Source organism: Streptomyces sp. NPDC048057 (genome assembly GCF_040653095.1).
GTDB lineage: Bacteria > Actinomycetota > Actinomycetes > Streptomycetales > Streptomycetaceae > Streptomyces.
Window position 1 is genome coordinate 74,974 of sequence record NZ_JBEZNF010000021.1, and the last position, 13,091, is coordinate 88,064.

General features: G+C 70.6%; 14 protein-coding genes. 9 read left to right on the forward strand and 5 right to left on the reverse strand.

What is annotated here, in order from left to right:
• Positions 1-20: 20 nt before the first annotated feature.
• On the forward strand, positions 21-1,325 hold the full coding sequence (locus AB0E05_RS24320) for a M18 family aminopeptidase (RefSeq protein WP_361966948.1): 1,305 nt from the start codon (positions 21-23) through the stop codon (positions 1,323-1,325).
• A gap of 84 nt (positions 1,326-1,409) precedes the next feature.
• Positions 1,410-1,850 carry a hypothetical protein gene (locus tag AB0E05_RS24325; protein ID WP_361966950.1) on the forward strand — a complete coding sequence of 147 codons (441 nt, stop codon included), beginning with the start codon at positions 1,410-1,412 and terminating at the stop codon, positions 1,848-1,850.
• 116 nt (positions 1,851-1,966) lie between these two features.
• Here the strand turns inward: AB0E05_RS24325 and AB0E05_RS24330 are convergent, their stop codons facing one another.
• On the reverse strand, positions 1,967-3,766 hold the full coding sequence (locus AB0E05_RS24330; RefSeq protein WP_361966952.1) for an NHL domain-containing thioredoxin family protein: 1,800 nt from the start codon (positions 3,764-3,766) through the stop codon (positions 1,967-1,969).
• 80 nt (positions 3,767-3,846) lie between these two features.
• On the opposite strand from AB0E05_RS24330, the gene AB0E05_RS24335 reads away from it, so the two are divergent.
• Positions 3,847-4,371, forward strand: a complete 525-nt coding sequence (locus AB0E05_RS24335) for a hypothetical protein (protein ID WP_361966954.1) — start codon at positions 3,847-3,849, stop codon at positions 4,369-4,371.
• A 232-nt stretch (positions 4,372-4,603) separates the two neighbouring features.
• Positions 4,604-5,428 (forward strand): maleylpyruvate isomerase family mycothiol-dependent enzyme, encoded by an 825-nt coding sequence (locus AB0E05_RS24340; protein WP_361966956.1) that lies wholly within the window; start codon positions 4,604-4,606, stop codon positions 5,426-5,428.
• A 69-nt stretch (positions 5,429-5,497) separates the two neighbouring features.
• Here AB0E05_RS24340 and AB0E05_RS24345 read toward each other — a convergent pair whose 3' ends face one another.
• Both AB0E05_RS24345 and AB0E05_RS24350 read right to left on the reverse strand, forming a co-directional pair.
• Positions 5,498-6,844 (reverse strand): MFS transporter, encoded by a 1,347-nt coding sequence (locus tag AB0E05_RS24345; protein ID WP_361966959.1) that lies wholly within the window; start codon positions 6,842-6,844, stop codon positions 5,498-5,500.
• Positions 6,841-7,491: a GntR family transcriptional regulator gene (locus AB0E05_RS24350; protein WP_361966961.1), complete on the reverse strand. Its 651-nt coding sequence runs from the start codon at positions 7,489-7,491 to the stop codon at positions 6,841-6,843. Before AB0E05_RS24350 ends, AB0E05_RS24345 begins: the two co-directional genes overlap by 4 nt.
• A 158-nt stretch (positions 7,492-7,649) precedes the next feature.
• On the opposite strand from AB0E05_RS24350, the gene AB0E05_RS24355 reads away from it, so the two are divergent.
• On the forward strand, positions 7,650-8,678 hold the full coding sequence (locus AB0E05_RS24355; protein ID WP_361966963.1) for a S66 peptidase family protein: 1,029 nt from the start codon (positions 7,650-7,652) through the stop codon (positions 8,676-8,678).
• A 209-nt stretch (positions 8,679-8,887) separates the two neighbouring features.
• Positions 8,888-9,808 carry a serine hydrolase gene (locus tag AB0E05_RS24360; RefSeq protein ID WP_361966966.1) on the forward strand — a complete coding sequence of 307 codons (921 nt, stop codon included), beginning with the start codon at positions 8,888-8,890 and terminating at the stop codon, positions 9,806-9,808.
• Between the two features lie 203 nt (positions 9,809-10,011).
• Here AB0E05_RS24360 and AB0E05_RS24365 read toward each other — a convergent pair whose 3' ends face one another.
• Together AB0E05_RS24365 and AB0E05_RS24370 are read right to left on the reverse strand one after the other, a co-directional pair.
• Positions 10,012-10,290: a hypothetical protein gene (locus AB0E05_RS24365; RefSeq protein ID WP_361966969.1), complete on the reverse strand. Its 279-nt coding sequence runs from the start codon at positions 10,288-10,290 to the stop codon at positions 10,012-10,014.
• A gap of 187 nt (positions 10,291-10,477) precedes the next feature.
• Positions 10,478-10,699, reverse strand: coding sequence for a hypothetical protein (locus AB0E05_RS24370; RefSeq protein ID WP_361966972.1), 222 nt, complete (start codon positions 10,697-10,699; stop codon positions 10,478-10,480).
• Between the two features lie 180 nt (positions 10,700-10,879).
• Here AB0E05_RS24370 and AB0E05_RS24375 point away from each other — a divergent pair, with 180 nt between their 5' ends.
• The 3 genes from AB0E05_RS24375 (at position 10,880) to AB0E05_RS24385 (ending at position 13,032) form a co-directional block, all read left to right on the forward strand.
• On the forward strand, positions 10,880-11,719 hold the full coding sequence (locus tag AB0E05_RS24375) for a helix-turn-helix transcriptional regulator (RefSeq protein ID WP_361966975.1): 840 nt from the start codon (positions 10,880-10,882) through the stop codon (positions 11,717-11,719).
• Positions 11,719-11,928, forward strand: coding sequence for a DUF397 domain-containing protein (locus tag AB0E05_RS24380; protein ID WP_361966977.1), 210 nt, complete (start codon positions 11,719-11,721; stop codon positions 11,926-11,928). The genes AB0E05_RS24375 and AB0E05_RS24380 overlap by 1 nt, the downstream gene beginning before the upstream one ends.
• A gap of 282 nt (positions 11,929-12,210) precedes the next feature.
• A complete protein-coding gene (locus AB0E05_RS24385) occupies positions 12,211-13,032 on the forward strand; it encodes a hypothetical protein (protein WP_361966980.1) in 822 nt (273 codons plus the stop codon).
• Positions 13,033-13,091 lie beyond the last annotated feature (59 nt).

The window sequence follows — 13,091 nt, forward strand, 5'->3', positions numbered from 1 at the left end:
CTGCTCGTTACAGTGGGTCCATGAGCAGCAGAGCGCCCGGCCCGTTCGACCGCGGCCACACCGATGAACTGATGTCCTTCCTGGCCGCGTCGCCGTCGCCGTACCACGCCGTGGCGAACGTGGGGGCGCGGTTGGAGAAGGCCGGGTTCCGGCAGGTGCGGGAGACCGACGCGTGGGACGGGACCGCCGGGGGGCGGTACGTCGTCCGCGGCGGGGCGGTCATCGCGTGGTACGTGCCCCAGGGTGCCGCGGCGCACACCCCGTTCCGGATCGTCGGTGCGCACACCGACTCGCCGAACCTGCGCGTGAAGCCGCTGCCGGACACCGGGAGCGCGGGGTGGCGGCAGGTCGCCGTGGAGATCTACGGCGGGACGCTGCTGAACACCTGGCTCGACCGGGACCTCGGGCTCGCCGGGCGGCTGAGCCTGCGGGACGGCTCCGAGCGGCTCGTCGACGTCGACCGGGCGCTGCTGCGGGTGCCGCAGCTCGCGGTGCACCTGGACCGTTCGGTGAACACCGAGGGGCTCAAGCTCGACAAGCAGCGGCACATGCAGCCGATCTGGGGCCTGGGCGACGACGTCCGCGAGGGCGACCTGATCCGCTTCCTCGCCGAGGAGGCCGGGCTGCCGGCCGGCGAGATCACCGGGTGGGACCTGATGGTGCACCCGGTGGAGGCGCCGTCGTACCTCGGTCGGGACCGGGAGCTGCTGGCCGGCCCGCGGATGGACAACCTCCTCTCGGTGCACGCCGGCACCGCCGCGCTCGCCGCGGTCGCGGGCGACGCCGCCGAGCCGTCGTACATCCCCGTGCTCGCCGCCTTCGACCACGAGGAGAACGGCTCCCAGTCCGACACCGGCGCGGAGGGCCCGCTGCTCGGATCCGTGCTGGAACGTTCCGTTTTCGCCCGGGGCGGTACGTACGAGGACCGGGCGCGCGCCTTCGCGGGCACGGTCTGCCTGTCCTCGGACACCGGGCACGCCGTCCACCCCAACTACCCCGAGCGCCACGACCCGACGCACCACCCGCGGGCCAACGGCGGGCCGATCCTCAAGGTCAACGTGAACCAGCGGTACGCGACGGACGGCAGCGGCCGGGCGGTGTTCGCGGCGGCGTGCGAGCGCGCCGGGGTGCCGTGGCAGACGTTCGTGTCGAACAACGCGATGCCGTGCGGCACGACCATCGGCCCGATCACCGCGGCCCGGCACGGCATCCAGACCGTCGACATCGGCGTGGCCATCCTGTCGATGCACAGCGCGCGCGAACTGTGCGGCGCGGACGACCCGTACCTGCTGGCCAACGCTCTGACGGCGTTCCTCGCGGAGTAGGTGCAGGCCCCGGTGACCGTTTGACTTTTACCTCGTCTTTACGGTTATGTGCCGGTGCAATCGATCACCACCGGGGGGCTCCTCATGCACCGCTCCATCCGCAAGGCCGCCGTGGCCGCGACCGTCACCGCAGGTCTCGTCTTCGGTCTGACCGCCTGTTCCGAGGCCGAGGAGGCCGTGAAGGACAAGGCCGTCGACCAGGTCGACAAGGTCGTGAACGAGGAGTACGAGGTGACCCTGGAGGTCACCGGCAAGAACGTGGACTCCATCGTCTACACGGCCGGCGGCGGCACCGCCATGGAGCCGAAGATGGAGACCGTCGAGAAGCCCACCCTGCCGTGGACCAAGACGGTGAAGCTGCGCGGCGTCATGCCGGCGTCGGTGCTGCCGTCCGCGCTGGACGCCGGCGGCGACGCCGAGATGACCTGCAAGATCACCCACAAGGGCAAGGCCATCGCGGAGAAGTCCGGTTCGGGCGTCGCCGCGGGCGGGGGCTGCGTCGCGGTCTCCCCGATCGCGAAGTGACGCGCGGGGACCGGGCGGTACCAACAGTGGCCGAGGGCCGTGGTGTTCTGCACACCACGGCCCTCGCGCCGTTCAACGCAACACGACCGTCACCGTCGGCGCGGTCGTCACGGGGATCAGGCCAGCCCCGCCAGCACCAGCGGCAGCCTCGCCGCCCCGTCCGGCGTCACCCGCACCGGCACCCCCCAGTCCTGCTGGTGGACGTGGCACGCGGGATACGGGTTCTCCGGGTCGTCGTCGCAGGACGCCGCCATCGCCGAGACGTGCAGGACGCCCTCGCCCACCGCCGGGTCGATCTCCAACACGCGCGACAGCGCCGCATCCGTGCCCGCGCCGGAGCGCAGCAGCTCCGGGGGCGTGGCGGAGACCAGCAGCCGGGTGGAGGGGCCGTAGCGCCCGTCCAGCTTCTGGCCCGCCGGGGGTTCGAAGACCACGTCCAGCCGCAGCGCGCCGCCGGCGATGTCCGTGGCCGCGCGCCGGGTGCGGTGCGCGACCGCCTCGACGCGGACCGCCTCCTCCGGCAGGCGCAGCCGGGTCAGCCGGTGCCGGGCCGATTCGACGACCACGACGTCCCCGTCCACCACCACCGCGTCCGACGGCTCCCGCAGGTCCGTGGCGAGCGTGGTGACCTCGCCGGTCGCGGGGTCGTAGCGGCGCAGCGCGTGGTTGTACGTGTCGCTGACGGCGACCGAGCCGTCCGGGAGCACGGTCACGCCCAGCGGGTGCTGCAACAGCGCCTGCCCGGCGGACCCGTCGCGGTGGCCGAAGTCGAAGAGGCCGGTGCCGACGGCGGTGCGCACGACGCCGTCGCGGTCGATCCAGCGCAGCGCGGACGTCTCGGAGTCGGCGATCCACAGGCGGTCCTCGGCGGCGGCGAGGCCGGAGGGCTGGGCGAACCACGCCTCGTCGGCGGGGCCGTCCACGAGCCCTTCGTTGGTGGTGCCCGCGGCCTTGCGCACGGTGCCGTCGGCCGGGTCGTACGTCCAGAGCTGGTGCACCCCGGCCATCGCGATCCACAGCTTCCCGTCCCACCAGGCCACGTCCCACGGCGACGACAGGTCCACCTCGCGCGCCCGGCCCTCGGTGGGCGAGCCCTGCCACCACTGGCGGCCGGTGCCGGCCAGGGTCTCGATCGCGCCGCTGACCGGGTCGTACGCCCGGATCCGGTGGTGCACGGTGTCGGCGACGGCGACGCGTCCGTCGGGCAGCAGCGCGAGCCCCTGCGGCTCGTTGAACTCGCCGTTCCCGCCGATCCGGCGCAGCACGCTCTCGCCGTCCGCCGCGAACTCGACGAGCTGGTGCCGCGTGCTGTCGGAGACGAGCAGACGGCCGTCCGGCAGGGCGACGGCCTTGCCGGGGAAGCGCAGGTCGCCGGCGATCGGCTCGGGCGCCACATAAGGCCCGTCGCCGCGCCGCAGGGTGCCCTTGGCCGCGTGCTCCGCCTCCAGCTCCGCCACCAGGCGGGCGATGGCGTGGACGTGTCCCTCGCCGGCGTGCTGGGCGACGACGTACCCCTCCGGGTCGATCACGACCAGCGTGGGCCAGGCCCGCACCGCGTACTGCTTCCAGGTCGCGAGGTCGGGGTCGTCGAGCACGGGGTGGTGCACCTGGTAGCGCTCGACGGCGTCCACGACGGCCCCGTGGTCGGCCTCGTGCACGAACTTCGGGGAGTGGACGCCGATGACGACGAGGGTGTCCCGGTGCTTCTCCTCCAGCTCCCGCAGCTCGTCGAGGACGTGCAGGCAGTTGATGCAGCAGAAGGTCCAGAAGTCGAGGACGACGCACTTGCCCCGCAGATCGGCGAGGGTCAGCACCTGCCCGCCGGTGTTGAGCCAGCCGCCCTTGCCGACGAGTTCGGGGGCGCGGACGCGGGCACGGCGGGGCGCGGGCGCGGGCGACGGGGCGGGATCGTTCATGCTTCCAGCTTGCCATCCGGGTGTGAACGCCGGATCACGGCCGTTGAACCGGGGCCGACCGGCCGGCGTCCGTCCTCCACATGAGCACCGAACACGACCGCACCGACCGCGACCGCACCGACCGCGACCGCACCGACCGCGACCGCACCGACCGCGACCGCACCGACCGCGACCGCACCGACCGCGACGGGACCGACCGCGACCGCACCGACCGCGACCGCACCGACCGCGACGGGACCGAAGGCGGGGGCTCCGCGCCGCCGACCAGAGGCGCCGCCGCCCTCGCGTGGGTGGTGCCCGTCCTCTTCAACCTGGTGCTCGGCCTGCTCGCCGTCGTCCCGCTCTGGCTGTCGATCTACCTCGCGGTGAACTACCCGCTGGCGGAGCTGGGGCTGACGGAGCGCGAGCCCACCGAGAACGACGGCGTGCTCCCCGGGCTGACGCTCCTGGTTCCGCTGATGGGCGGGCTACTGGGACTGTGGTACCTGATCGGCAAGCTGATGCGGAGGGGGCCGCTGCGGGCCGCCCGGGCATACTGGTGGGTCGGCGGGGCGATGGCGCTGCTGCCGACGACGACGCTCTTCGTCCTGGTGGGGCTCCTGTGACGGGGCGGTCCCGCGGGGCCGGAGCGCGCGCGGGGGGAGCCCGGCCCAGGGTCGGATGCGCCCGATGCCGTGGCGTACCCACGCCGTTCTGTACTCGCCTCTTGCGTACGGGCCTACGATCGTCACACGAAAGCTCTGCCGACCCGGTGCCCGGCAGCGTACCTTTTACCCTGCCGAGCCTCCCACGCCACCGTCCACCGCCCAGCCGCCCGCAGAATCGTCGAGGGGTTCCGTGACCGTCCATCCCAGTCTCCAGACTTACGCCGATGCCTGGACCCACTCCATCGAAGCCATAGCGGAGCTGGTGACGCCCCTCGTCGAAGGCGAGTGGAACCGCGCCACGCCGTGCCCCGCCTGGTCGGTGCGGGACGTCGTCTCGCACGTGATCGGCATGGAGACGGAGATGCTGGGCGACCCGCGTCCCATCCACACGCTGCCGCGCGACCTGTACCACGTGAAGAGCGACTTCGCCCGGTACATGGAGATGCAGGTGGACGTGCGCCGGCACCACACCTCGCCGGAGATGGTGGCGGAGCTGGAGTACACGATGATCCGCCGCGCCCGGCAGCTGCGGAACGAGAGCAGGTCGCCGGAGACCATGGTGCGGGCGCCGCTCGGGGCCGAGCAGACGCTGGAGTTGGCGATGCGGATGCGCGCGTTCGACATCTGGGTGCACGAGCAGGACCTGCGCACCGCGCTGAACGCCCCGGGGAACATCGACTCCCCCGGCGCGTTCGTGGTGCGGGACGTGCTGTTGGAGGCGCTGCCCAAGGTCGTCGCCAAGGACGCGGGCGCCCCGGCGAACTCGGCCGTGGTGATCGACGTGCACGGGCCGGTGGAGTTCCTGCGCACGGTCCGGGTGAACGCGGAGGGCCGCGGCTCGGTCGACGGTTCGCCCTCGCTCGGTCCGCTGGTGACGCTGGCGACGGACTGGGAGACGTACTACCGGCTGGCGTGCGGACGGGTGCGGGCGGGCGCGGTGGCCGACCGGATCAAGGTCGAGGGCGACCAGGAACTGGCCTCGGCGATCCTGCGGGAGTTCGCGGTCACGCCGTGACGGCGGCGATCACGGCGTGACGGCGGGCCGCCTCGGCGCTCCGTCGCACCCGCAGCGGCAGCGCCGTGGTCACGCCGGTACGTGCACCGCCTCCACCTTGCTCGCCACCAGCCTCTCCCGCTCCAGCCGCGCGGTCCGCCCGCGCAGCCGCAGGATCTGGGCCACGCCGAGCACCTCCAGCACGAAGACGCAGGAGAAGGCGATCCGGTAGGAGCCGCCGGTCGCGTCCAGCAGCAGGCCGATCACCAGCAGCGTCGTCATCGACGCGGTGAAGCCGCCGATGTTGACGATGCCCGACGCGGTGCCCTGCCGCTGCGGAGGGTTCGCCGGCCGGGCGAAGTCGAAGCCGATCATCGAGGCGGGTCCGCAGGCGCCGAGGACGGCGCAGAGCGTGATCAGCAGCCAGAACGGGGCGCGGTCGCCCGGGTGCGCGATCGTGGCGCCCCAGGCCAGCGCGGTGGCCACGACGGTGCCGAGGGCGAGCGGCAGTCGGGCCGCGTGGTGCCGGGCGATGACCTGCCCGTACACCAGGCCCACCACCATGCTCACCAGCACCACCAGCGTCAGCAGGGAGCCGGCGGTCTCCTGGGACACCCCCTGCGCCTCGACGAGGAACGGCATGCCCCACAGCAGCATGAACACCATCGCGGGGAACTGGGTGGTGAAGTGCACCCACATTCCGAGCCGGGTGCCGGGCTCCCGCCAGGAGTCGACGACCTGTTGTCGGACGAAGGACACACCCGAGCCGCGGCCCCGGCGCCGCTCGGGGCGGACCGGCGGCGGCTCGTGCCCCTCGGGGTGGTCCTTGAGGAAGCACACCACCAGGACGAGGACGACCGCGCCGGCCGCCGAGCTGCCCGCGAAGGTGGTCACCCAGCCGTGGTCGTGCAGCATCCGGGCGAGGACCATCGTGGAGACGAGGTTGCCCAGCATGCCGAAGAGCGCGGCGACCTGGCCCACCAACGGCCCGCGCCGGGCCGGGAACCAGCGGCTGCCGAGCCGCAGCACGCTGATGAAGGTCATGGCGTCGCCGCAGCCCAGCAGCGCACGGGCGGCGAGCGCGGTGCCGTACGAGGGGGAGAGCGCGAACCCCAACTGGCCGAGGGTGAACAGCGCGGCGCCCAGCGCGAGCACCTTCTTGGCACCCAGCCGGTCCACCAGCACGCCCACGGGGATCTGCATGCCCGCGTAGACCAGCAGTTGCACGATGGAGAAGGTGGAGAGCGCGGAGGCGCTGACGTCGAAGCGCTCGACGGCGTCCAGCCCCGCGACGCCCAGCGAGGTGCGGAAGATGACCGCGACGAAGTAGACGGAGACCCCGATGCCCCAGATCACGGCGGCGCGACGGCCGCCGGGCGGGTCACCGGGGAGGGCTATCGGGGCCGGCGTCGATCCGCCCGACGGGCCCCTGTTCATCGGAGGTCGCCCCGCGCCAGGTTGTTGAACCAGCCGACGTGCCGGTGGATGACCGCCGCCGCCGCGTCCGGGTCGCCGGCACGCAGCGCGTCGAGGATCTCGCCGTGCTCGGCGACGTTCTTCGCGATCCGGTCGGGGTGGGCGTGCATCACCGCGACGCCCATCCGCAGCTGTCTGTCGCGGAGCTGCTCGTACAGCCGGGACAGGATCTCGTTGCCCCCGCTGCGCACGATCTCCAGGTGGAAGTTGCGGTCGGTGACGGCGACGGCGGCCAGGTCGCCCGCCTCGCACTGGCGCTTCTGCTGCTCCAACAGCTCCTCCAGACGCGCCACCAGCCGCGGCGACGCGGGGACGGCCTTGCGCGCCGCGTGCTCCTCCACCAGCAGCCGGGTCTCGACCACGTCGGCGATCTCCTGCGCCGACACCGCGAGCACCAGCGCGCCCTTCTTCGGATAGAGCTTGATCAGCCCCTCGACCTCAAGCTTGAGCAGCGCCTCGCGCACGGGCGTCCGGGAGACCCCGACCGCGTCGGCCAGCTCCCCCTCGGTGAGCAGCGTCCCGCCCTCGTAACGACGGTCCAGCACCGCCTGCTTGATGTGGGTGTAGACGCGTTCGGCGGCGGGGAGAGCGGGCGCAGGAGCTGACATGCGCACAGCATAGATACAAGTGAGGTGCGTTCCCAGGGGCTGTCCACCATGCAGGACGAGCCCGGAGGCGCAGCACGGGGATCCTTCTGGTGACCAAGCGCCGGGGCCGGACGGAACTCGGTGTCCCCGGGGCACGGCGCCATGTCAAAATCCGGCGCATGGCCGTTCGATATCCCTCACCCCTGCGTCCCGGTGACCGCGTCGGCGTCACCTCTCCGTCGAGCGGGGTCCCGAAGGAGCTGCACGAGCGCCTCAGCGTCGCCGTCCGGGACGTTCGGGACCGCGGGTACGAGGTCGTCATCGGCCGGTGCATGGACGGCTCCGGGCACGTCAGCGCTTCGGCCGCCGAGCGCGCGAGCGAGCTGATGTCGATGCTGACCGACCCCACGATCAAGGCCGTCGTGCCGCCGTGGGGCGGCGAGACCGCGATCGACCTGGTGCCGCTGCTCGACTGGGACGGGCTGCGGAACGCAGAGCCCACCTGGCTCGTCGGGTACTCCGACATGTCGACCCTGATCACGCCGATGACGCTGCTCACGGGGACGGCGACCGTGCACGGCAGCAACCTCATGGACACGCCCTACCGCGTGTCCGAAGGGCTCCGGTCGTGGCTCGACATCGTCGCGGCGCCCCGGGGGCACCGCTTCACCCAGACCCCGCCCGGTCGCCACCGGACCGCCGGCTTCGACGACTTCGCCGCCCACCCCGACGTGCGCGAGTACACGCTCGACGCCGCGGGCGCCTGGACCCGGCTCGACGGCAGCGGCGACGTGGTGGCAGAGGGACGGCTGATCGGCGGCTGCATCGAAATGCTGTGCAATCTCGCGGGGACGCCCTACCTCGACGTCTCGACCTTCGCCCGCAACGAGTCGCCGGACGGCCTTCTCGTGTACGTGGAGGCCGGTGGCGACGACGCCTTCAGCATCTGCCGGAACCTGCACGGCATGAGGCTCGCCGGGTTCTTCGACCGGGCGAACGCGGTCCTCGTCGGCCGGACCAACACGCCCGGCGAACGTTCCCTCAGCCAGCACGAGGCCGTCCTCGACGCACTCGGCCCGCTCGGCGTGCCGATCATCGCCGACGTGGAGTGCGGCCACGTCCCGCCCTTCATGCCGATCGTCAACGGAGCGTACGGCCGCGTCGTCCACACACCGGGCCGGAGCGAACTGACGCAGACGTTGGACTGACGCGGGAGCCGACCAGGTCGAGATGCTCGAATCACCTGCTTGTAGGGCACCCGCACAGAAATCCCGGCTTCTTGTGCATCCATTCACGAGACTCACGCGTCTTTTATGTGAGTCCCTTCTCGCACTCCCATGACAACAGGGCTCCCACACACCTTTTGACACATACGCATTCGTCCACAACGGGAGCGTTCCCTTTGATTCTCAACAGCGTGCGGACGCGCCGAGCCGCCACCGTGATCCTCTCCGGCGGTCTGCTGCTCACCGCATCCCCGCTGGCCACGCCCGCCCAGGCGAAGGCCGCGGTGCCGACCATCACGGCCAAGAGCGGCTACGTGATGGACTACGACTCCGGCGTCTCGATCTACAGCAAGGACGCCCACACCACCCGCCAGATGGCGAGCACGACGAAGATCGCGACCGCGATCACCGTGCTGACGACCCCGGGCGTCGACCTCAACCGCAAGGTGAAGGTCAAGTCCTCGCACCGCGACTACGTGATAAAGCAGGGCGGCAGCACCGCCGACCTGAAGCCGGGCGACACCCTGACGGTGCGCCAGCTGCTGTACGGCATGATGCTGCCCTCCGGCTGTGACGCCGCGTACGCCCTGGCCGAGACGTTCGGCACGGGCAACAGCCCGAGCAAGCGGACCCGTTCCTTCGTCGCCAAGATGAACGCGAAGGCCGCGTCGCTGGGCCTGAAGAAGACGAAGTTCGACTCCTTCGACGGCATCTCGCAGGGCGGCCAGAACTACACCACGGCGGCCGACCTCACGAAGCTGGCCCGGCACGCCTACGCGAACGGCACCTTCCGCGGCATCGTGAAGGCGACGACGTACAAGGCGTCCGCGAAGACCAGCACGGGCGGCACGCGCACGTACACCTGGTACAACACGAACAAGCTGCTCGGTTCGTACAGCGGCGCGACGGGCATGAAGACGGGCACGGGCACGGCCGCCGGCCCCTGCCTGACGTTCACCGCGTCCCGCAACGGCAAGACGTACATCGGCGTCGTGCTGAACGGCGCGGGCCGCTATGACGACGCGGCGAAGCTGCTCGACTACGGCTTCGGCTCGAAGAGCGCGAAGCCGATGAAGCTCCGCACCCTCCCCGAGGGCGCCCAGCAGGACTGATCGCACCCGTAGCGACCGAGAGCCCCGTGGCACTGTGCCGTGCCGCGGGGCTCTTCGCTGTGGGGGTATTCGACCCGCTGCCTCGGAAGTCCCCTTGCCCGCCGCGACAACGGGAGTCTTCTACGGCCTGGCCAGGCCGAGAAGCATCAGCCCGAGGCAGCCGCCGACGATGCCGAAGAACACGGCGACGGCGAACCGCGTCATCAGCTCGCCGCCCGGGGCCAGGGCTCCGGGTAGGGGGTGGGTGGGCCCCAGCGGACCGGTTCGCGGTGGATCTCGACGAAGAGGTCGTGGCCGGTGAGGCGGAGGTGTAACTCCATCCATTCATCGACGTCGTCGTGCCCGGCGCACTCCCCGTCTTCCGGGGGCGGCATCTTGGCGCCGCACTGCGGGCCGCCCGTGATGCACTCGGCGGACACGACGATGTCCTCGGCCAGGACGTGGACGGAGCGCCAGCCCTTGTACCGACCTCGCTCGATCATGGTGCGACTCCCGTGCAGGATGGTTGAGAGTTGATTTCGGTCCCGGCCGCCAGGGACGGGGGCACGCCCTCTGGCGACCGGAACCAGGAGAGGGACCCTTCGGTCCCGCCCCTTGCCGCCCTCGCGTCATTGCCTTCAGCGCCAGGGCGCGCTGATGCGCGAGAGCGGAGCTGGTGGGCCTCGCCCGTCACCTGTTCTTGCGGCTGTTGGCGTTCAACTCAGCGACAGCCGGGCGCAGAACGTCGGAGAGCGTGGCGCTGAGGTCCTCGCGACGCGCGGTCCATTCGATTCCGCCTTTGCAGGGGCGGAGGTAGTAACGGCCACCGTCGTGGGCCATGACGACACCGGTCCGCTTGGCAACGGAGTCACGGACCACGGTGCCTTTCGGCAGGTCTCGGGGGCCGCTCATGGCGCGCCTTCTTCGTGTCCGCCGACTAACAAGTCCAGTTCTTCTGACACACGTTGACGCGGAGACATTCCGGGCACGACCACTCCTCTCCGTAGCGGTTTCACTACCAAGCGGATTCAGAGTGGACTAGAGTCAGAACCCAATCAACATGGCTGCCTGGGCAGATCAGTTGGGGGATGCATGGTTAACCGTAAGGAACTGAACCCGGACGCATCACCGCAAGCGGCGTTCGGCGCGCGTCTCCGCAGTTCACGGGAGCTACGCTGCTGGACACAGGAGGACCTATCCGAGCATATGAACGTATCCAGCGGGCATATCTCGGGAGTTGAAACCACGCGCAAGTCGCCGTCCTTGCACTTCGCGAAGGCTGCCGACGCGGCATTCGGCCTCGTGGGCACGGATGCCACATTCGAACGCCAGTGGCATGAGATGCAGCACGGAAGCCTGCTGGAAGGGTTTCCCGAGTACGTGGGCTACGAAAGCCGCGCGACCGAGGTCCGGCTGTTCGAGGCAGGCTTGATCCCTGGACCGCTCCAAGCTCGCGAGTACACCCAGGCGATCGCGAGGTTCAGTGTCCAGCAAGGTGACATCACACCTGAGCAAGCTGCGGAACGCGTGGATTTCCTGGCGGACCGACAGGTGGCGCTGTATCGGACTCCGGGCCCGTTGTTCCACGTGGTGCTCGACGAGAGCTGTATCCGCAGGCCCGTCGGCGGCCCAGGCGTGATGGACGCACAGTTTGCACGGTTGCTTGAGTTCGCCGCCATGCCCAACTCCGGGCTACAGATCGCCCCGTACTCCATGGGGGAACGGCAACCGTTCAACCGACTGGTGCACCTGCTGACGATGGCCGATCGGTCGGTGATGTCTTACGTTGAGTCGGAGACCCAGGGGCACTTGGACCGTGATCCATCCTCCGTCCTGCCGCTGGTAAGGAAGTACCATCAACTTCAGATCGAGGCTGCGTCACAGGCTGAGTCCGTCGCCATGATCGAACAGCTACGAAAGGGCACTTTGTGATGGCCAAGACCAACCCCTCTCCGTTGCGGTGGGTCAAGTCCTCGTACAGCGTCAACAATGGTGGGTCATGCGTCGAATGGGCTCCTGACCACGCCTCCACCGGCGTCGTCCCCGTCCGCGACTCCAAGGTCCCGACCGGACCCATACTCAACGTCCCTGCCAACGTGTTCACCGCGTTCGTCACGGGCATCAAAGAAGGCACCGTCTGACGATCGAGCCGCCCGCAGCATCCGAGAGCCCCGTGACACGGGACCGTGTCACGGGGCTCTTCGCTGCCCGCGGGCACGCCCTGGCCGGTACGAACGGGCACAGTCCAATGGCTTGTTGGGGGAACGGCTCGTCGGTCGGGAACCGCTGCCGGTCGGATCGCGTTCCTCTTCCCGACCGTCGAAGGGACGCTCATGAGTGTCGATCCGCCGCAGCCGTTTCCGTCGCCGTGGCAACGGATTCGTGAGGACGAGTGGCCACCGCTGGGCGAGGTGGTACGAGGGATGCCCCCCGGGCTGGTGCTGGTGCTGGCCCTTCCGTGCCTGTGGTGGCTGACCGTGCCGCTGCTGCTCGGCTACGCGTCGGCGCGTACGGCCCGCCGGGTGGCGCGCCGGATCTTCCCCGTACGCCCGGAAGGGCACGTCGAGGACGCCCCACTGCTCCGGGTGCAGCGGGTACGGGCCTGGGTGGGCCTCGTCATGTCGGTGGCGGTACTGGCCGTGTTCGGCGACTTCGAAGACGTCGAGGAGGCGCAGGTACAGCTCACGCTGCGGCTGTTCCTCACGCCCTGGGGCGCGCTGTTGAGTGCCGTGGTGGTCGTGGCGCTGTTCTTCTGCGCGGCCAGGCCCGGGACGCGGCGGGCCATGCGGACGAATCTGTGGCCGGCCGGCCGGTCAGCCTTGTGGTACTTCGGTGCCTGGAGCCTGATCCCGCTGTTTGCCGTGGTGGCGTTCCAGACGATGGGTTGGCTGGCGCCGAACCGGTTCGAGGGCGGGTCCGGGCTGCTGCTCGGGGTGTTCCTGCTGTTCGTGTTCTTCGCGCTCTGGACGCCGTTCTGGTGGCTGGTCTACTTCGTCGGCTTCTCCTCCGGCCCGGCGCTGCGTCACGCCTTCAACCTGACCGCCCTGCACGCGGCGCTACCCGCGCTGGTCACCGCCGTCCTGGTCTGGGTCTTCGCCTTCTTCGGCCTGGCGACGGGCGGCCTCCCGCCGGGCCCCGTCCCACTCGCGGTCTGCGCGTTCCTCGGCGGCCCGCTGTCGGTGACGGCGCTGGCCTGGTGGGAGATCCACCGGCTGCGACGGCACGGGGTTCGGGTGCGGACTTAGTCGGTCCCCCGTGCCCATAGGGCGCAGGTGAGGGTCCCCCCACGCCCAGAGGGCGTGTG